At 70.4% G+C, this 17943-nt stretch carries 19 protein-coding genes; 8 read left to right on the plus strand and 11 right to left on the minus strand.

Features of this window, described 5'->3' with window-relative positions; translation table 11 throughout:
* The first annotated feature begins 20 nt into the window (after positions 1 to 20).
* Positions 21 to 695, plus strand: coding sequence for an O-methyltransferase (locus NL114_RS18500; protein ID WP_254822391.1), 675 nt, complete (start codon positions 21 to 23; stop codon positions 693 to 695).
* Between the two features lie 140 nt (positions 696 to 835).
* On the opposite strand, the gene NL114_RS18505 is transcribed toward NL114_RS18500, so the two are convergent.
* Genes NL114_RS18505 through cofD form a run of 5 tightly spaced genes read right to left on the minus strand, consistent with a single transcriptional unit; the run spans position 836 to position 4420 of the window.
* Positions 836 to 1021, minus strand: a complete 186-nt coding sequence (locus NL114_RS18505) for a 30S ribosomal protein S17e (protein WP_254822392.1) — start codon at positions 1019 to 1021, stop codon at positions 836 to 838.
* Positions 1022 to 1078: 57 nt separating this feature from the next.
* On the minus strand, positions 1079 to 1720 hold the full coding sequence (locus tag NL114_RS18510; protein WP_254822393.1) for a DUF447 domain-containing protein: 642 nt from the start codon (positions 1718 to 1720) through the stop codon (positions 1079 to 1081).
* Entirely contained in the window at positions 1717 to 2580 is an 864-nt protein-coding gene (locus tag NL114_RS18515; RefSeq protein ID WP_254822394.1) for a triphosphoribosyl-dephospho-CoA synthase, read from the minus strand. The genes NL114_RS18510 and NL114_RS18515 overlap by 4 nt, the downstream gene beginning before the upstream one ends.
* The gene (locus NL114_RS18520; protein ID WP_254822395.1) at positions 2577 to 3428 is read right to left on the minus strand and encodes a tRNA-dihydrouridine synthase; all 852 of its coding nucleotides are present in this window, start codon (positions 3426 to 3428) and stop codon (positions 2577 to 2579) included. Before NL114_RS18520 ends, NL114_RS18515 begins: the two co-directional genes overlap by 4 nt.
* Positions 3425 to 4420 (minus strand): 2-phospho-L-lactate transferase, encoded by a 996-nt coding sequence (cofD, locus tag NL114_RS18525; RefSeq protein WP_254822396.1) that lies wholly within the window; start codon positions 4418 to 4420, stop codon positions 3425 to 3427. Before cofD ends, NL114_RS18520 begins: the two co-directional genes overlap by 4 nt.
* Positions 4421 to 4520: 100 nt before the next feature.
* Between cofD and NL114_RS18530 the strand changes: the two genes are divergently transcribed.
* From NL114_RS18530 to NL114_RS18555, 6 genes are all read left to right on the plus strand, one after another.
* The gene (locus NL114_RS18530) at positions 4521 to 5735 is read left to right on the plus strand and encodes an HD domain-containing protein (RefSeq protein WP_254822397.1); all 1215 of its coding nucleotides are present in this window, start codon (positions 4521 to 4523) and stop codon (positions 5733 to 5735) included.
* Positions 5736 to 5825: 90 nt separating this feature from the next.
* Positions 5826 to 6719, plus strand: a complete 894-nt coding sequence (locus NL114_RS18535) for a hypothetical protein (RefSeq protein ID WP_254822398.1) — start codon at positions 5826 to 5828, stop codon at positions 6717 to 6719.
* Between the two features lie 88 nt (positions 6720 to 6807).
* Positions 6808 to 7248, plus strand: coding sequence for a hypothetical protein (locus NL114_RS18540; protein WP_254822399.1), 441 nt, complete (start codon positions 6808 to 6810; stop codon positions 7246 to 7248).
* 4 nt (positions 7249 to 7252) lie between these two features.
* Positions 7253 to 7942, plus strand: a complete 690-nt coding sequence (locus tag NL114_RS18545) for a DUF7546 family protein (protein ID WP_254822400.1) — start codon at positions 7253 to 7255, stop codon at positions 7940 to 7942.
* The gene (locus tag NL114_RS18550) at positions 7939 to 9324 is read left to right on the plus strand and encodes a hypothetical protein (RefSeq protein WP_350355383.1); all 1386 of its coding nucleotides are present in this window, start codon (positions 7939 to 7941) and stop codon (positions 9322 to 9324) included. Before NL114_RS18545 ends, NL114_RS18550 begins: the two co-directional genes overlap by 4 nt.
* 7 nt (positions 9325 to 9331) lie before the next feature.
* Entirely contained in the window at positions 9332 to 9661 is a 330-nt protein-coding gene (locus NL114_RS18555; protein WP_254822401.1) for a DUF7410 domain-containing protein, read from the plus strand.
* Between the two features lie 8 nt (positions 9662 to 9669).
* Here the strand turns inward: NL114_RS18555 and NL114_RS18560 are convergent, their stop codons facing one another.
* Genes NL114_RS18560 through coxB form a run of 5 tightly spaced genes read right to left on the minus strand, consistent with a single transcriptional unit; the run spans position 9670 to position 13985 of the window.
* Positions 9670 to 9924: a hypothetical protein gene (locus tag NL114_RS18560; protein WP_254822402.1), complete on the minus strand. Its 255-nt coding sequence runs from the start codon at positions 9922 to 9924 to the stop codon at positions 9670 to 9672.
* Between the two features lie 46 nt (positions 9925 to 9970).
* Positions 9971 to 10234 (minus strand): DUF7577 domain-containing protein, encoded by a 264-nt coding sequence (locus NL114_RS18565; RefSeq protein WP_254822403.1) that lies wholly within the window; start codon positions 10232 to 10234, stop codon positions 9971 to 9973.
* Positions 10235 to 10240: 6 nt separating this feature from the next.
* On the minus strand, positions 10241 to 10513 hold the full coding sequence (locus tag NL114_RS18570) for a cytochrome C oxidase subunit IV family protein (protein ID WP_254822404.1): 273 nt from the start codon (positions 10511 to 10513) through the stop codon (positions 10241 to 10243).
* A gap of 45 nt (positions 10514 to 10558) precedes the next feature.
* Positions 10559 to 13207, minus strand: coding sequence for a cbb3-type cytochrome c oxidase subunit I (locus NL114_RS18575; protein ID WP_254822405.1), 2649 nt, complete (start codon positions 13205 to 13207; stop codon positions 10559 to 10561).
* On the minus strand, positions 13200 to 13985 hold the full coding sequence (gene coxB, locus NL114_RS18580; RefSeq protein WP_254822406.1) for a cytochrome c oxidase subunit II: 786 nt from the start codon (positions 13983 to 13985) through the stop codon (positions 13200 to 13202). The genes NL114_RS18575 and coxB overlap by 8 nt, the downstream gene beginning before the upstream one ends.
* Positions 13986 to 14159: 174 nt before the next feature.
* Here coxB and NL114_RS18585 point away from each other — a divergent pair, with 174 nt between their 5' ends.
* Complete coding sequence (locus NL114_RS18585; RefSeq protein WP_254822407.1) at positions 14160 to 14894, plus strand: MBL fold metallo-hydrolase; 735 nt, start codon at positions 14160 to 14162, stop codon at positions 14892 to 14894.
* A 55-nt stretch (positions 14895 to 14949) separates the two neighbouring features.
* Here NL114_RS18585 and NL114_RS18590 read toward each other — a convergent pair whose 3' ends face one another.
* Complete coding sequence (locus NL114_RS18590; RefSeq protein WP_254822408.1) at positions 14950 to 17253, minus strand: OB-fold nucleic acid binding domain-containing protein; 2304 nt, start codon at positions 17251 to 17253, stop codon at positions 14950 to 14952.
* Positions 17254 to 17943: the final 690 nt, after the last annotated feature.

Below are 17943 nucleotides of genomic sequence, written 5' to 3' on the forward strand. Positions count from 1 at the left end.
CGGCCGACCCACGCCGGCGTATGGACACCGAGGAGTTCCTGCCGCCGGTGACGGCGTCGTTCGCGGCGGCCGTCGGTCCGGACGCCGACGAGGTGGTACGGGAGATGGACGCTCGCGCCGACCGCGAGGGGTTCCCGACCGTGGGGCCGGCCGTCGGTGGCTGGCTCCGGTTGCTCGCCCGCGCCGTCGACGCCGAGCGGGTCTTCGAGTTCGGCTCCGGCTTCGGCTACTCGGCCTACTGGGTGGCCCCCGCGCTCCCCACGGACGGCGAACTCGTCCTCACGGAGGTCGACGCGGACGAACTGGCCGACGCACGCGAGTACCTCGCTCGCGGCGGCTACGCTGACCGTGCCGTGTTCGAGGCCGGCGATGCGCTCGCCACGGTCGAGCGCTACGAGGGCCCGTTCGACCTCGTACTGCTCGACCACGAGAAGGAACGCTACGCCGAGGCGTTCGAGGCCGTCCGCGAGAAGGTCCCCATCGGCGGGATCGTCTGTGCGGACAACGCGATGACGGCCGGCCCCATCGAGTTCGACGCACTCAGGGAACTGGTCGCCGGCGAGAGCGATATCGACACCACCGACGCGACCCACGGCATCGCCGAGTACCTCGAGACCGTCCGCACCGACCCGGCGTTCGAGACGACGCTGCTCCCCCTCGGGGAGGGGTTGGCGGTGAGCATCCGGACCGGATAACAGCCATATCCCCCGATCTTCCGCCCTATTCACAGATTCCAACTGATACCCCGGATTCAGTCAGCGAAAGACAGAGAGACACGCCGGAACGAGAGCGTTCTCACTACCGAGGTAGTGCGCTCGACGAAGGAATCTCGGCCTCAGGCGACGGGTCGCTTCTTGCGCGTGACGTAGCCCGCGATGCGGTTGCGGACGCCCTTGGATTCGACGTTGGTGGTCTCCGTGACGACCTCCTTGTTGTGGTCGAAGTCCTGGCCGAAGGCGTCAGGGTAGCGCTCGAGCAGTCGGTTCCCGATCTTCTTGATGTAGGCGGGCTTGATAGCCATGGTATCCGACAACTCGACGCTCCGTACCTAAAAACGTTCGACTCCGGGTTCGCCGTGTCAGGCGTCGGCACGACCGTCGCCGCGCCAGTCCACGAGGTCCTCGAACCGTTCCCACGCGGCCGCCTCGCGCTCGCCCGCACAGGCGTCCACCACGTCGGCGTAGTGAGCGATACGCGCACGGAGCGTCTCGTCGTCGAAGCCGGGCACCCCGAGGCGCGAAGCCGCTACGGTCGCCTCCACGACGGCCGCCCGGGCCCGGTTGTGGACCGGCACCGCGCGCGAGCGAACGACCGACTCGACGGGAGAGAGCGCCCAGTCGACCCACTCCGTGCCGTCCTCGGCTCCCGCATCGAGGCGTTCGACCCGGACCCGGGCCCAGGCGGCGGCGCTCTCGAGTACCGGCTCGTCGGCCTCGCGGACGCTACACGCGGCCTCGACGAAGTCGACGGGGTCGGTCCAGAACTGGACGTAGCCACCCCCACGCTCCTCGAAGTTGCGACGGGTCCGGGTCCGGCCCCAGGTCCGGGCCGTGACCGGGGCGGCCTTCGAGTCCGGTGCCGACAGGCCCAGTGCCGCCACGTTCCAGCGGTCGTTCGGGCCACGGGTCGTCACGACGGACTCGGTCACGCCGCGCCCGTCGAGGTCGACCGGCCAGTCGGCACTCGGGGGCGCGTCGCCGCCCGGTGGGTCGGCGGTCACACCGCCACCCCCCGGCGGAGCGCCACGAACAGTGCGCCAGCCGTCAGGTCGGCCGTCGTGCCGGGGTTGACCCCCTCGGCGACGAGTTCGTCCGAAAGCGCCACCGGGTCGGTCTCGCCGTCGCGGGCCGCACGCGCTCGTTCGCGGACGGAGACGGCCGTCTCGCGGTCGTGCGTCTTGACGACGAACGTGTCGAGTTCGGTGGCGAGCAGGCCGAGGAAGGCCCGGGCGGCGCGGTCCGGAACGGGCCCGTCGTCGGCCAGGATGGCCTCGGCGGCCTCGAACACGCGGGGGAAGCCGTCGACCCACTCGGCGGCGACCCCGTCCACGTCGGCCGAACGAGCCATCACGTCCGCCAGCGTGAGGCCTCGCTCGCGGAGTACCTGCTCGGCGTCGCCGCCCTGCCGGACGTCGAGGTCGGCCATCCCCTCGGGTGGGTCGTCGACGGCCACGTCGACGGCGTCGAACGCGCGGTAGAAGTCCACGGCGTCGTCGACGGTCGTCGCCTCCACGACGGCGCTCGCCCCGGCGGGTGAGAGGTCACCCGCGTGCGCGGCGTACGCGAGCGGCAGGACGGTGAGGATGGCCCCGAACTGGGTGTTACCGCCCTGCTGATAGCTCATCCCCTCGACGGCCCGGCGGAAGGTCGCCCCGAGCGGCGCCTCCGGAACGTCTCGGAAGGCCGGCTCGGCGCCGACGGCGCCCGCGAGGAAATGCTCGAACCGGAGGTCGTCGTGGTCGTGGTGTCGGTCGACGTTCCCCGGCTTCGGCGTCCCGGTCACCTCCAGCAGGAGCGCGAGCACCGCGTCCTGAGCGACCGTCCGCGGACTCGACCCGGCATCCGGACCCCGGTTCGTCACGCCGGCCCACCTCCGCTGCCATCCGTGGCGGCACGAGAGGGCCGACCGGGCCCCTCGCGGTCCCCGTCGAACCACTCGTCGACGGCTGCGCGGACGCGTCGGAGGACCTCGGGCCGGTCGCTCGGGCGACCGACCGAGACCGCATCCGCGCCGTTGGCGAGGTACTCGCGGACGGTCCGCCGGTCGCGGACGCCGTTGTTCGCGACGACGAACGCGTCCGGGCAGGCTGCGACCACCGTGGCCACGACACCCTCAGAATCCATCGCGTCGACGTGCAGGAGGGCCGCTCCGGCCTCGTGGGCCTTGCGGCAGACCGCGGGCAGGTCGACACCCGGCACCTCCGTCCGGCACTTCACACTCACCGTCGCGCCGGCCTCGCTCGCAGCCCGGACCTGCGCGGCGAGTCGCTCGGGGTCGTGCAAGAGCGACTGGCCGGCGCCGGCCACGCACATCTCCTCCTGCCGGCAATGGGCGTTGACCTCGATGACGGCACCGTGTTCGGCGCACACCGCGGCGGCCTCGGCCACGGGAGACGGACCGGCAGCACGGACGTTGAACGCCGGCCGGAGCGGCGCCCCGGCCAGCGCCGACAGCTGCCGGTCCACGAACGCCAGCGGGTCCTCGGGGAGGAACTCCTCGCGGTCACGGTCGACCAGCCCCCGGGCAGCCTCACGGGTCGGCTCGTCGAGTGCGATACCGCCGAGGAAGGCACAGCCGACGTGTGGCGCGGCCGCCCGGGCCCAGGCCGCGTCCGACTCGCCGGAGAGCGACGCGACGGCGACACGGGGTGCGAAGGCCGGCGGTCCGTTCCGGGTGTCGGGCGAGGCGTCGGTTCCGGGCTCGCTCATACGCCGACGACCTCCAGCGCATCCCGGCACGCGCGCGCCACGCGCTCGGCGTCGGCCGCCGTGTTCAGCGTCGTATCCGTTCGGACGACCGGCCGGTCGAGGTCGGTGCCGTCCTCGTCGTCGAGGACGAACGCGTCGACGCCGGGATAGGCGTTCGCCACGCCCCGCGTGGAGGGCTCGTACCCGACCGCCGCCATGAGCTTCGCCGCCGGCCCGGAGAACACCTGGTCCTCGACGAACGGCGAGACGGCGACCGTCGGCGTTCGGTCGAGCGCCTCGTGGAACGCGTCCATCGCGGTCATCGGGCCGATGCTCGTGACCGGGTTCGAGGGCCCAACGACGACCGGCTCGGTGAGCGCGGTCAGCACCTCGTCCGTCGGCTCGGCCGTCGTGGCGCCACGGAACTCGACGGACTCGACGGCCGGCTCCGCGCGCCGATGAACCCAGAACTCCTGGAAATGCATCGGCCCCTCCTCGGTGTGGACGATGCTCGCGACGGGGTCGTCGCTCATCGGCAGGAGCGTCCGTTCGAGGCCGAAGGCGTCGGCGAGACGCCCGGTGACCTCGGTGAGCGAGTGGCCCTCGTCGAGCAGCGAGGTGCGGGTGACGTGGACGGCGCGGTCGCGGTCGCCGATCTCCATGAACTCCGCGACCCCGGAGAACCGGCGCCAGGCCGCGATATCGCGGCCTGCGGTCTGGAGGTCGTCGGAGAGGTAGCGCGGACCGGCCTCGAACCCGGCCTCGGCGCCGAGTTCGCGGAGGCGGTCGTGAGTCGCGGTCGTGTCGCCCTCGATACCCCACCAGCGTTCGCGGTCGAGGACGCCGCCCTCCAGGAAGAGGACGGTGTCGAGGTCCGGGCAGACGAGGTGCCCGCCCAGCTCGACATCGTCGCCGGTGTTGGCGACGACCGTCGTCTCCTCGGGTGGGAAGACGGCGTCCGCGCCGGCCAGCAGCTTCGGCGTGCCCGTGCCGCCGGCGAGGAAGGTGACCATACTCCCGGCTCGGGTGCGACCCGACTAACGCGTTTCGCTCGCCGGAACGCGGCGACGGCCACGCGTAGCCTTTTGCCGTATCCCGCACAACGCACGGCCGATGGTCACCATCAAGGACTCCGTCCACGACCACATCGACATCGAGGGTGTGGCGGAGGCCCTGCTCGAGACGCCGCCCGTCCAGCGGCTCCGGCGCATCCGCCAACTCGGGACCGTCCAGCTGGTCTACCCGTCGGCCAACCACACGCGCTTCGAGCACTCGCTCGGGGTGCTCCACCTCGCCGACCGGGCACTGGAGCACCTCTCCGTCGCCGGCCAGCAGGCCGAGCGCGTCCGGGCGGCCGCGCTCCTCCACGACATCGGTCACTCCCCGTACTCGCACAACACCGAGGACGTGGTGCAGCGGTACACGGGCCGCGCCCACGACGACGTGGGGCCGCTCATCACCGAGGGGCCGGTCGCGCGCGTGCTGACCGAGTACGACCTGGACCCGGCGGAGGTCGCCGGCCTCGTTCGCGGCGAGGGGGAGCTGGGGCAGCTCGTCTCGGGCGAACTGGACGTCGACCGGATGGACTACCTCGTCCGGGATGCCCACCACACGGGCGTCCCGTACGGCACCATCGACCAGGCACGGCTCGTCCGTGAGCTCGCGCTGGTCGACGGCGAGCTCGCGCTCGACGAGGGGAACGTCCAGACCGCCGAATCCCTGCTCCTCGCCCGCGCGCTGATGAATCCAACCGTCTACAACCACCACGCCGCCCGTGTCGGGAAGGCGATGCTCCGCCGCGGCGCAGAGCGCCTGCTCGAGAGCGGCGTCGCGCCCGAGGAGCTCCGCCGGATGGACGACTGGGCCTTCCACGTCGCGCTCCGGAACGAGGAGTCGACGGCCGCCATCGCCCACCGGCTCGACCGACGGGACCTGTTCAAGCGCGCGGTCTGGGCCGAGATCGTCGACGTGCCCGACGATCTGCTCGCGTCCGACCACTACGAGATACAGTCGCTGGAGGTCGACATCGCCGACCGGGCCGGGGTCGACCCGGACGCGGTCGTCGTCGACATCCCCGGCGAACCGCGGATGAAGGAGTCCACGACGAAGGTCGTCGTCAACGGCGAGGCCCGACGCCTGGACCAGCAGTCGGCGCTCGTCGACGCGCTCCGGACGGCCCAGCGCGAGCAGTGGCGGATGGGTGTCTACTGCCCGGACGAACACACCGAGACCGTCGGGCCGGCCGCCGAGTCCGTCCTCGGCCTGGAGCTCGACGCGCTCGTGACGGATGTCCGAACGCGGATGCACGCGCGGCTGGACGACTTCTGACCGCGGTCATCGCCGTCGTCGCGAACCAGCGTGTGACGCCGGCGCGGCACCTCGGACCGCTTTTACGCGGCGACCGCCTACCCGGAGTGAATGGCCGACGACGCGGATACGGGGTACGTCTGTACCCAGTGCGGTCGCCAGCACCCGACGGACATGTCGACCTGCGAGTGCGGGTCGGCCTCGTTCCGGCCGGTGACAGAGCGGCTCACCCGGGAGTGTACCGAGTGCGGGACGCTCGTGGCGAGAGGCATCGAGAGCTGTCCGGAGTGTGGGTTCCGGTCGTTCGAACCCCTCGACGCGGGCCCGACCGCCGGCGAGGTCGCCACGGGATACAAGGAATGGCAGTGCACGGAGTGTGGCCGCTCGCACCAGCGGAACAACCCACCCTGCAAGCGCTGTGGCAACGGCACCTTCGAGCGGGTCGACGTCGATGCGGACGAGGTGACACCGACGGAGTTCGTCGACGGCCGCTGGTACGAACTCGACCGGCCCACCATCGGGCTGGCGCTCGTCGCCGTCCTCCTGGTGGGCATCGTCGGTGCCGGGCTCCTCGGCGTCGGTCCCCTGGCGCCCGACCCGCCGTGGACCGCGACCGTCGACGAGTCCGCGCTCGAATCGGCCGTCGCCCAGGACCTGGACGACGCCCGCGAGGAGAACGGGGCCGCCCCGCTGGGGTCGGATGCCGACCTCGACGATGCCGCGGACGCACGTGCAACGGCCCTCGCGTCCGGTGACGGCGGTGCCGCTATCGCCGACCGCGTGAGCAAATGCGACGCCACCGGCGGAGAGGTGACAGCGACCGGTGACCAGCGCCCGCCGGGCGACGGCGGCGACCCGACGACGGCCGAACTCTCCAGTGCCGTCGTCTCCACGCTCCTGTCGGGCGACAGCGGTGACCCGTTCCTCGACCCGTCTGCCTCCCGTGTCGGCGTGGGGGTCGCGAGCGACGGCGGCCGGCTGGCCGTCGTGGTCGCGGTCTGCTGAGGGGGCACAACGACCGGGCTTACCACCTGCCAGCGCCGGTGCCTTTTTGAGCTAGCCCGGGTGAACGAGTACCAAGTGAGACGCACACATGGCACAGGCAGGACTACTCGCGAGCACCGTCCTCATGGGCGTGCTCACCGCAGGGCTCGTGATACTGATGGCGAACGGCCGCAGGTGGCGGAGCTACTCGCCGACCGCGCTCCCCGCGACCCGAGCGAGCGGAGAGCCGATGTCCGAACGGCCGGGGATGCTCGCGCTGGGGTTCATCGCCATCGTCTTCGTCGTCGGCGGGGCCGTCGTCCTGCTGGCCGGCGGCCTGACGACGATGGGGACCTCCGCGCCGTCCATCGACATGGCGGTGGCCGTCTCGGCCCTCCTCGGCCTGCTCCTGGCGGGGTTCGCGGTCGTCGGCTCGTACTCGACGGCCCGCTCGCACGGCGCCGGCTACGCGCAAGCACTGCTGGTCGGCCTCTGGGCACTCGGCCTCCTGTTCGTGCTCTCGGTGGCCGCCAAGCTGTTCCTCGGTTGACCTGATGTCGACGCGTACCCTCGAGTTCAGGCCCGGCAGCGAGGAGTGGTGGCTCGCCAGCCTCCTCGCCGCCGAACTGCTCGCGCTCGTCGCCTACTTCGGCCTCACCGACGCCGGCATCACCGGCCCCCGGTACGTCCTCTACCCGCTGGTGTGGATCACAGTCGGTGTCTGGGCGGTCCTCCGGACCTCGCCCCCTGTCGCGAACGAGCGGGCGCGCTGGGTCGCGGGCGGCGTGGCCGCCGGCTACGTCCTCGTGCTCGCGTTCCTGACCGGGCTGCTGGCCATCTACCTCTCCAGCGGCGCCGGGGGATCGCACGGCCACTCGCACGTCCACGGGCTGCAGGTGACGATGACCTCGCCCGGCTGGGGCCCGCGCATCTCGTACGTGAGCCACGCGTTCCACGTCTACTTCGTCCCCTTCCGGGTCATCGGCTACCTCGCGCTGGGGTATCTGGTGTACGCGACGCTGCTCGATGCGACGAGAGTCGCGCTCTCGGGGGTCGTCGGCATCGCGACCTGCCTCAGCTGTGCGTTCCCGCTGGTCGCGTCCGCCCTCGGCGGTCTCGGTGGCGCGGCGGTGATGGGCGGGCTCGCGCCCTACTCGCTCGATATCTCGACAGCCGCGTTCCTCGTCGCGGTCGGGCTGCTGACGTGGCGTCCCGGCCACAGGGGGGGCCACAGCGCACCGTGACGGGACCACCGACGCCGGGCGAGCGTGGCACCCGGCTGGACCGCCTCATCGTCGTACTGGCCGCCTGCCCACTCCTCGCCGGCACGGCCGCGGCCCACGTCGGCGCGCTCGGCGGCGCCGGCACCCCACAGCCGGTTCCCTTCTGGCTCGTCGCGCTGACGGGCGGCGGCCTCGTCGGCGGCTCCTTCCTGTTCACCAGCCTGATGACCGACCACGAGACCATCCGGTCGGTGAACGCCAGCCGGCTCCGGATGCGGTCAGTCGCGGCGTTCGCGCGGACGGTCCGCCGTGGCGCTCGCGCCCTCGGCGTCCTCGGCCTGCTCGCGGTGCTGGCCGTCGCGCTCGTGGGCCCGGCCGGGTCGACCAACGCGGCAGTCCTCGTCGTCTGGGTGGGCTGGTGGGCCGGCTACACCGCGACGACGTACCTCGTCGGGAACAGCTGGCCGGCGCTCAACCCGTGGCGGACCCTCACCGAACTGATACCCGCGACCGAACGCGACCTCCCGGACGTGGGGGCGTGGCCCGCCACCGTCGGCCTGCTCGGGCTGGTGTGGCTGGAGGTCGTCAGCCCGGTCGCCTCGGACCCACGCTTCCTGGCGCTGGTCGTCCTCGGATACACCGTGGTCACGCTCGCGGGGGGCGCCAGATTCGGGGACGCGTGGTTCGAGCGCGTCGACCCCGTCGCCCGTGTCTTCCGTCTGTACGGCTGGCTGGCGCCGGTCCAGCGGACGGCCGACGGGCTGGCGCTTCGGGTCCCCGGCGGCACCCTCCCGGAGCGCGAACTGGCGGACCGCTCCGAGGTGGCGTTCGTCGTCGCCCTGCTCTGGGTGACGACCTTCGACGGCCTCGTGTCCACGCCCGCGTGGAACGGGCTGGTCGGGTCAGTCGTCGACCTCGGCGTCCCGGCGCCGCTGGTCTACCTCGCCGCCACCCTCGCCGGCTTCGGCGTCTTCCTCGGCGGCTATCGACTGGCGTCACGCTACGCCCGCCGGACCGCCGCGACCTACGTCTCGGCGGTGGCCATCGAGCGCCGGTTCGCCCCCGCGCTGCTCCCCATCGCCGCCGGCTACCACCTCGCGCACTACCTGGGCTACGTGGTCGGCCTGTCGCCGGCGCTGGCGACGGCCGTCACGAACCCGCTGACCTCCCCTGCGCTCCAGGCGGTGGTACTGCCGGGCTGGTTCGGCGGCATCGCCCTGGCGCTGGTCGTCGTCGCACACCTCGTCGCGGTGTGGGTCGCCCACGCCATCGCGTTCGACCTGTTCCCGGGGCGGCTCCAGCCCATCCGCAGCCAGTACCCGTTCGTCGTCGTGATGGTCGCCTACACCGCGACCAGCATGTGGATCGTCTCGCAACCGTTCGCCCGCCCGCTCGCCGTCTGACCCGACAATGTCACCAGCATCGACCGTCCCACACGACACCGCCTCGCACGACCCACCGCCGGAGTCGGACCACCACCACCCCGAGACCACCGTGCCGGCCGGCGCCGAGGCCGACCGCTGTCCGTACTGCGACCACCCCTTCCGCGACGCGACGCGGCTCGCGCTGCACGTCGGAGAGCGACACGGCGATGCGTGTACGGACGCCGAGCGGACGGCCTACGAGTCGGCCCGCGACGAGGAGGGTGACGAGCTGTTCATGTACCACCTCCGTGTCATCGCGGCGCTGGGCGTGCTGTACGCGGTGCTGGTGCTCGTCTACATGATCGTCCTCGCCTGACCCACGCCTCAGGGCTCGGGCGGTGCCGATTCGTCGCCTGCTCGCTCCGGCGCGGGCTCCTCCTCGGGGTTGGTGGCCGCGGCCGCCGCGACGAGCACGAAGGTGACGAGGAAGGTGACCCCACCCATCGCCAGCGCCAGTGGAATCGTCGGTGGGGCGTTCACCGAGCGGCCGGCGGCCAGCGCGACGCCGACGCCGGTCGGAAGCGAGAACAACAGTGCCCAGAACACCCCCTCGGCGTCGAGCGTCCCGGGGAGGTTCATCGGTGCACCTCGGGGTCGGAGGCGGACCGACCCGCAGTCCGAGCGCTCACAGCAGCGAGGCACACGCCCGGCAGAAGCGGTACCCCTCCTCGTTCACCGTCCCGCAGGTCGGGCATCTTGCGCCGTCCGTGGCTCCCGCGGTCGCGGGGTCCGGCCGCCGCCACTGCTTCGGGGTGCCTGCGTCCCCCGAGGCGACCGGTGGCAGCTCGGACTCGTCGGCCGCGACGTACTTCGAGAGGTACAGCACCAGCGGTACCTGGACCGCCGGGATGAGTACCAGCGCCGCGACGAGCCACGGTGAGACGCCCATGTCCGCTCACGTGATGGAGTAGGAGGCGGCGATGGTTAATGCCAGCGCCGCCAGCAGGCCCATCCCCATCAGGTAGCTGAGCGAGCGCTGCTCCCAGCGGAGATGCTGGTAGTAGGCCGCGACGATGACGGCCTTGACGAGCGACAGCACGAGGATGGCGCCCACGGCCGGCCAGTAGGTGCCCGGCTCCAGCAGGCCCGCGTACTCGACGCCGACCTGGACTGTCGCCCCGACGAACAGTACCACGTAGATCCACGTGTACAGTTTTGCATGTGACATGTGTTTTATATTTTTGTTTTGGTATTTGTGTGGCTGTTTTCTCGGTTAGAGGATGTAGAACAGCGGGAAGAGGAACAGCCAGACGATGTCGACGAAGTGCCAGTAGAGGCCGAAGAACTCCAGTGGCCCGTCGTCGTCGAGGTACGCGCCCCGCGAGGCACGGACGATCATGTACGTCGCGATGATGAGCCCGACGATGACGTGGGCGGCGTGCAGGCCGGTCGTCAGGAAGAACGTCGAGGCCCGGATGTTCGTCGACAGCCAGATACCCTCGTGGAACAGCTCGAACCACTCGATGCCCTTGTTGATGAGGAAGCCGATGCCCAGCAGCAGGGTCACCAGCATCGACGCGACGACGCCTTTGGTGGAGTTGCGCTCGGCAGCCACCAGCGCCAGCACGACGCTGAACGAACTCGTCAACAGCAGGTAGGTGTTGATGAGCCCCGGCAAGGAGCGATGGGGGATGGGCTCCCACGCCGCCCAGCCGCCGGGGAAGGCGACGCGGATGAAGACGTACGAGCCGATGAACGCGCCGAACAACACGACGTCCGAGGCCAGGAACACCCACATCCCGGTCTTCAGGTTCGAGGTCTTCGAGAACGGCCAGCTCTCGCCGAACGGCCCGGTCGGACCGTGGAACTCCTCGAGGCCCATCGCGACCATCGCGCCGAGCCCGAGGACACCGCCGAACACCAGCGACCCGAGGTGGACCATGCCCCAGATGCCGTCGATGAGCTGGCCGTCGACGATACCCGAGAGCCCGAAGAACGCGAAGAACGCGGCCACGCCGGTGACGAACGGCCAGATGCTCGCGTGGCTGACGTGGTCGTCGTCGTGGCCGTCGTGGGCCGTCGGCGCGACCTCACCACCGTCAGCTGCCGCGTTGCCACCGTCCGTCGCTGCCTCACCGCCATCGGCAGCCGACTCCGGTCGGAACGAGAGCTTCCCGTCCCCGTAGCTGGGGATGCCGGGGAAGTTCTCCAGCGGCGGCGGTGACGGGACCGCCCACTCCGCGGTCGTCGAGTAGGCCCACGGGTTGTCATCGGCCTCCTCGCCGACGAAGATGGCCTTCCCGATGGTGTAGACGGTCAGGAGGAAGCTGAAGCCGAGGATGAACGCGCCGATGGTGGCGAGCTTGTGCCAGGGCGCGAACGCGGCGTCGTAGCTGAACACCCGCCGTGGCGTCTCCCAGGCGACGAACATCGGGAAGTACAGCAGATTGAACCCGATGAAGTACAGCGCGAAGCTGACCTTCCCGAGGAACTCGTCGTACATCTTCCCGGTCATCTTCGGGAACCAGTAGTACAGCGCCCCGATGAGCGCCGTCACGCCCCCGACCATCACGTAGTGGAAGTGCGCGACGACCCAGTAGGTGCCGCGGAACTCGTAGTCGAGGACGACGGCGCCGAGGAACACGCCGGTGATACCCCCGATGATGAACAGGAACAGCGCGCCGAACGCGTAGAGGAACGGCGTGGTGAAGCGTATCCGCCCCTTTATCATCGTGTAGATGAGCGCGAACACCATCAGGTCGAACGGCAGGGAGATGCCGATGGTGGTCGCCATGAACAGCGTCTTGATCTGGAGGTTGATGCTCGTCAGGAACATGTGGTGCATCCAGACGACGAACGACTGGATGGCCACGAGCAGCATCGCGCCGATGAACCACTTCCGCCCGACGATGCGGCGGCCGGTGAACGTCTGGAAGATCTCGGCCATCGCCCCCAGTGCGGGGAAGAAGACGATGTACACCTCCGGATGGCCGAAGAACCAGAACAGGTGGGCCCACAGCAACGACCCGCCCGCGGACTGTGCGGCGAAGTAGGTCGTGCCCAGGATGCGGTCGGCCGAGAGGATGATGAGCGCGGCCAGCAGCGCCGCGAACGCGAACAGCATCATCCACACCGTCAGCAGGATGGACCACGAGAACAGCGGCAACCGCCGCATGGTCAACCCTTCCGCCCGCATCCTGTGCATGGTGGTGATGAAGTTCACCCCGCCTATCGTGACCGACGCGGTGAACAACATGAGCCCGAGCACGGATGTCGTCGCCCCCACGCCCGGCGTGTACGTCGGGATGTTGAGGGGGGCGTACATCGTCCAGCCGCCCGGGAACGCGCCGCTCTGGAAGAAGGACACCCCGACGAGGATGCCCGACGCGAGATAGAACCAGTAGCTCAGCGCGTTCAACCGCGGGAACGCGAGGTCCTTCGCCCCGATCTGCAGCGGGACGATGTAGTTCGCGAACCCGAAGGCGAACGGTGAGAGGAACCAGAACACCATCAGCAGGCCGTGCAGGGAGACGGCCTGGTTGTAGGCCGCCGCCGAGAGCGGTCCCGCGCCGGGGGCGCGTGGGGTCCAGAGCTGCAGCCGCATCAGCAGCGCCAGCACGCCACCGAACAGCAGGAAGAACATCGCCGTCACCGTATAGAGGATGCCGACGTCCTTGTGGTTCGTCGTGACGAGCCATCGCTTCAGCGAACTCGTGTCCGGCAGGCCGTGGCCGTGGTCGTCCTCCTCCTCCTCGACCTCGGAGACGGGTAGGTCCTGCCCAGCCACCGTCCCGCCATCGGCCCGCGGGTCCGTGTCCGAGTCCGTATCCGGGTCCGGGTCTGGGTCCGGGGCGCCCACGCTCGCGTCGGCCACCGACCCGGGCTGTGCGTCCCGCTCGTCGTCGCTGGTGTCTTCAGGCATGTGACTCACCTCCGCCGCCGCCGTGACCGGCCTCCGTCGCGGTCGGGGTCGGCGTCGTGTTGTCCGTCGTGTTCGCGTACCACTGCTCGTACTCGTCGGGCTCCATGGCGACCACCGTCGCGGTCATGTAGGAGTGTTGCTGGCCACAGAGTTCGTAACAGGCGGCGCTGTAGTTCCCGGTTTCGTCGGCCACGAACCACGCGTCGGTCGTGTGGCCGGGGATGGCGTCGGCTTTCACCCGCTGTCCGGTGATGCCGAAGTTGTGGAACACGTCCGCCGAGGTGACACGCAACTCGACCTCGCGGTCCGTCGGGACGCGCATCACCCCCGACCCCTTCGTCGAGTAGCCGTTCTCGTAGACGAACTCCCAGTAGAACTGGTGGCCGATGACCTTCACCTCGACCGGGTCCCCCTGGGCCACCTCGTTGTCCGGTCCGGGGCTCGCCTCGACGTACAGCAACGTGCCGTAGGTCCAGAGGATGAGCGAGATGACGATGATCGCACTCAGCGCGAACGAGAGGAACAGCTTCTTCCCCTTCCCGCCGCCGGTGGGCACCTCCCCGAGCGAGGGGCGCTCGTCGTCACCCTCGGCGGCGTGGCCCCCACCCTCGCGGTACTTGTAGGCGTTCCAGCACATGTAGCCCAGTACCACGACCCCCACGACGGTCCCGAGGAAGAGGAACACGTCGTAGATGCGCGAGAACACCTCCACCCGAGTTCCCCGTGGGACGAGTCCGGACTGGAGCGCAAGCAGTGCGCGGCCGCCGATTGATATCATCGTTCATGCGGGAATCCCCGCCCGGTCACTTATCCGTTACGGGGAGTGTTACCAGACGGCGCGCTGATTGCGTACATGTCACAGGGTCATGGCCCGGGGATAGCCGGGGTGGGGGGCGCGAGCGCCCGGTCCACCTCCGCCCCCTTCTTGTGTGCGGCTCCCGAACCACCGGACATGGCTCGCGAGTTGGCCGACGGGGTCTGGTTGCTGGATGTCGGGTTGGTCCCGCCGCTCGCGACGAACGCCTTCCTGCTCGACGGGAGCGAGGCGGAAGCTGGTTCGGAGCGCACCGACGGGACGGACGGGGAGGTGACACTCGTCGACACCGGGCTCTGGCGGAACCGACCCTCGCTGGTTGGCGAACTGGCCGACGCCGGTTACGAACCGACAGACATCGACCGGGTGCTGCTCACGCATTACGACCTCGACCACGTGACCGGCCTCGGCCGCCTGCTCGAACGCGGGTTCGACGGCCCGGTCTACATGGGTCGACGCGACGTGGAACTCGTCCGCGGGGAGTGGGACCCGCCGCTCGCACACCACAAGGGCGCGTTCCACCGCGCCGCACGCTTCATCTTCGGCTTCCCGGAGGTCGACCTCCGACCGGTCGACGACGGCGACCGCATCGGCGGGCTCGTCGCCTTCCACACCCCCGGCCACAACCACGGCCACACCGTCTTCGTCCACGAGGGGCTCTCCGTGGCGTGTCTCGGTGACCTCGTCTGGGAGGAGGACGGCGAGTTGACGCCCCCGTTCTGGTTGGACTCCTACGAGATGCGGGCCATCCGCGAGTCCATCGCGCGATTCGACCGCGAGGCGCCGGAGTTCGACGTGGCCGCGATGTCACACGGGCGGCCGTTCGTGACGGGCGGCCGGGACGCGATCCGACGACTGGCGGCCGAACTGTAGCGCGACGGCTGGCGGATTCACGACCGGCGAAAACGAGGACGCGTTCGTGCGAGGCTCAGGCCGCGGCGGCGACGCGGTCCGCGACCGACTTGATGACCGCCTTCAGCACCGCGTCGCGCTCGCCGGAGAGGAACTCGATCTTCCCCTCGCGAGCGCCGCGTGCGGCGACGCCGGCGTGCTCGGCCTCCTCGGCGACCTCCTCGGCGATGGCACGGAGGTCCAGTTCCTCGGTCGCGCGGAGGAACAGCTCGTCCTTCGCGATGCCGATGGTGACGAAACTGTCGCCCTCGGCCTCGCGGCGGTGGAGCTCGTCCAGCAGGAGGCGCTTCGGCGGGAAGTCGAAGCGGTGGGTGTACGAGTCCGTGTCCAGCACCGCAAAGGAGACGCCCGCCGCCTCACGGCGTTCGAGGTTCGCGAGCGCCGTGTCCATCTCGGCCTCGAGCTTGGTGTCGAACTGCTCGGAGACCTGCTCGGCGAGGCCGACGCCGTCGCCGCCCTCGCCTCGCTCGAACAGCAGGTCGATGATGAGTTCGCGCTTGTCCTCGTAGGACTGGTAGTACGCCTCCAGAGCGACGGCCTCGCGGAGCTGCTGGGCGGTCTCGGCGTCGACGCCGGCCTCCTCGGCGAGCGTGACGTACCCCTCGGGCGCGTCGTTCCAGTAGGAGACGGCCGGCAGGTGGCCCAGGTCGTCACGGATGGCGTCGTTGATGGCGGCCGCGAGCGTCGCGCCCACGGTGGCTGCGGTCCGCTCCTCGGCGTCGGCGTCGGGTGCAACGGTCGTCTCGACGGCGTCGCGGACCTCGTCGTCCACGGCCTGCCCGTCGACGACGACGCGCTCGGTGTCGTACACCTCCAGCAGGTCGAAGCCGTCGAGCGACTCCCGGGTGCCGCCGGCGGCGGCGAAGACGAACAGCGGGAACTTCTCGTCGTGGCGCTCCTGATCGCCCAGCATCCCCGTCACGTCCTTCGTGGCGTCATCCATGTCGTAGACGGCGCCCTCCAGCGGCCGGCGGTCGAAGTAGTGGTAGCTGGCGTCGCTGGCGGCGTGCTCCTCGGCGACCAGCGGCAGGACTGCGCGCTCGATGGCCGCACCGGCGACGTAGCCGTCCGTCGTCGCGGCGTGGCGGATGACGACCGGGCGCGACTCCGCGACCGCGCGCCGGATGGCCGTCGCGGCCTCGCGGAGGTCGTCGTTCAGGTCGGCGATGACCTCGTCGACGGCCAGCGGCTCGACGCGCTCGGGCTCGGCCTCCTCGTCGAGCGCCTCGGCCATCCGCTGCTCGACGGCCTCCTTCTCCGCACCCTCCAGCACGACCAGCTCCTCCGTCTCGACCTGCAGCTCGTCGCGGCGGACCCGGACCTCGCCGGTGAGCCGGATGATGTCGCCCGTCTCGACCTCGGGATAGGCCCGGACGCCGGCCTCCTCGAACGCGGCACAGTCGACCACGGCGGTCTCGTCGCGCAGCTCGAAGACGGTCGGCCCGGAGGTCTGCCGCACGCTCACGACCTCCCCCTCGACGGCGATGACCTCGCCGACGCGCTCGCGTAGCCCCTCGACGGCCGCGCGCTCGGCCTCGGCGGCCTCCGTCGGTTCCTCGTCAGCGTCGTCGGCCGGCTCCTCGGCCGACTCGTCCACGGACGCCTCGGTCGTCGGTTCGGATCCGCTGTCGGCCGCGGACTCACTCTCGACCTCGGTCTCGTCGGTCGTCTCCTCACCCGTCGGCTCGCTCGCCTCGGGTTCGGCCGCCTCGCTCACGGCGGCGGCCCGGCCCTGGCCGGCGGTCGGCGCCGGCTCCGAGTCACGTCCTGATGGTGCCTCGGACTCGTCGGCGGTGTCGGATTCCGCTTCGGACTCGGTCTCGGACTCGTCGGCGGTCTCGGATTCCGTGGACTCGTCGGATTCCGAGACCGGCTCGGGCTCCGAGCTTCCCTGTCCGCTTCCGCCCGTGCTGGCGTCCGGCTCGTCGTCATCGTCGTCCTCGTCGGCGAGGTAGTCGCCGTCGGGGGTATCGACGAGGCGGCCGCGGAAGTCCCGGTCGGACTGGCGGATGGACCAGCCGAGGTCCACGTCACCGTTGTCTCGGACGTTCGTGACCTGGACGAAGACGCTGTCGCCCGGCTCCCAGTCGAGGGATTCGAGCCGCCGGTCGAGCTTCGAACGGTGGAGCAGCCCGGTGACGCTGCTGGACAGGTCGACGAAGACGCCGAAGTCGGCGTAGCCGTCGACGGTGCCCTCGTAGAAGCGACCCTCGGTCAGCTGGCTGGGGCTGTTCCCCTCGAACTCGAAGACGACGTCCTCCTGGTGGGTGTCACAGATAGGCCCGTCAGTCGCCGTACCACAGATGATGCAGTTACCCATTACTGCGAGAGAGCGGGCCGTGCCTAAAACCCCTGTCGGAATCCCGCTCGGACTCAATTGGTCGTAATCGGGGGCTGGTCCGGTGTCGTAGCGGCCTCAGGGCTGGCTGCGTTGTCCTCGCGCTCTCTCACGGTCATGGCGACAACCAAGACACCTACGAAGCCCTCGCGCGCTCAGGGCGCCGGGGCTCGCTGCGCTCCTCGCTCCGCTCCCTGCGGTCGCTCCGCTGCGGTGCTTACGTCGCCCGGGCACCGCTGAGCGCGCTCGCCCTTCGAGTCCGCCAGAAACGTTGAACGTGTCACGGCGCGGCGCCCCTGCCCTTCCCCGGGTCGCGCGGGCTTGCGCGTCCGCGCTGCGCCACGCGCTCCCGGCCGGGGAGTGGTTGCTCGGCCGCCCGGTTCCGAGACCAGGAAGCGCGCGGGCGCTCCAGCCGTGGAGGCCGCGAGCGGAGTCCTCGTGAGCGAAGCGAACGAGGGCCTTGGCAGTCGCAGCCCGCGTAGGGAGCGAAGCGACCGAGCAGGAACGTCTGCCTGAGCGAGCGTGCCGGAACACGCCGGCGCCCGCGCGGGGAGGTGTGGGGACACTAGCACTCCCCCGGAACCACCACGCGCGAACGCTCGACCGAACCGGCAACAGGGCGGGACTGAAAGGGGCCGCTCGCTCGACGACGGCGGACGAAGTAAGCACCGC

Source organism: Haloglomus halophilum (genome assembly GCF_024298885.1).
In the GTDB taxonomy this organism is placed as follows: domain Archaea; phylum Halobacteriota; class Halobacteria; order Halobacteriales; family Haloarculaceae; genus Haloglomus; species Haloglomus halophilum.

Excerpts from the sequence above, each read along its gene's own strand:
- cofD (WP_254822396.1), bottom strand. The coding sequence starts at position 4,420 with ATGGTCACCTTCCTCGCCGGCGGCACGGGCACGCCGAAGCTGCTGGCC.
- NL114_RS18560 (WP_254822402.1), bottom strand. The coding sequence starts at position 9,924 with ATGAACCTCCCCGGGACGCTCGACGCCGAGGGGGTGTTCTGGGCACTG.
- NL114_RS18520 (WP_254822395.1), bottom strand. The coding sequence starts at position 3,428 with ATGAGCGAGCCCGGAACCGACGCCTCGCCCGACACCCGGAACGGACCG.
- NL114_RS18570 (WP_254822404.1), bottom strand. The coding sequence starts at position 10,513 with ATGTCACATGCAAAACTGTACACGTGGATCTACGTGGTACTGTTCGTC.
- NL114_RS18545 (WP_254822400.1), top strand. The coding sequence starts at position 7,253 with ATGTCGACGCGTACCCTCGAGTTCAGGCCCGGCAGCGAGGAGTGGTGG.
- NL114_RS18590 (WP_254822408.1), bottom strand. The coding sequence starts at position 17,253 with ATGGGTAACTGCATCATCTGTGGTACGGCGACTGACGGGCCTATCTGT.
- NL114_RS18505 (WP_254822392.1), bottom strand. The coding sequence starts at position 1,021 with ATGGCTATCAAGCCCGCCTACATCAAGAAGATCGGGAACCGACTGCTC.
- coxB (WP_254822406.1), bottom strand. The coding sequence starts at position 13,985 with ATGATATCAATCGGCGGCCGCGCACTGCTTGCGCTCCAGTCCGGACTC.
- NL114_RS18555 (WP_254822401.1), top strand. The coding sequence starts at position 9,332 with ATGTCACCAGCATCGACCGTCCCACACGACACCGCCTCGCACGACCCA.
- NL114_RS18500 (WP_254822391.1), top strand. The coding sequence starts at position 21 with ATGGACACCGAGGAGTTCCTGCCGCCGGTGACGGCGTCGTTCGCGGCG.
- NL114_RS18530 (WP_254822397.1), top strand. The coding sequence starts at position 4,521 with ATGGTCACCATCAAGGACTCCGTCCACGACCACATCGACATCGAGGGT.
- NL114_RS18585 (WP_254822407.1), top strand. The coding sequence starts at position 14,160 with ATGGCTCGCGAGTTGGCCGACGGGGTCTGGTTGCTGGATGTCGGGTTG.
- NL114_RS18535 (WP_254822398.1), top strand. The coding sequence starts at position 5,826 with ATGGCCGACGACGCGGATACGGGGTACGTCTGTACCCAGTGCGGTCGC.
- NL114_RS18540 (WP_254822399.1), top strand. The coding sequence starts at position 6,808 with ATGGCACAGGCAGGACTACTCGCGAGCACCGTCCTCATGGGCGTGCTC.
- NL114_RS18575 (WP_254822405.1), bottom strand. The coding sequence starts at position 13,207 with ATGCCTGAAGACACCAGCGACGACGAGCGGGACGCACAGCCCGGGTCG.
- NL114_RS18565 (WP_254822403.1), bottom strand. The coding sequence starts at position 10,234 with ATGGGCGTCTCACCGTGGCTCGTCGCGGCGCTGGTACTCATCCCGGCG.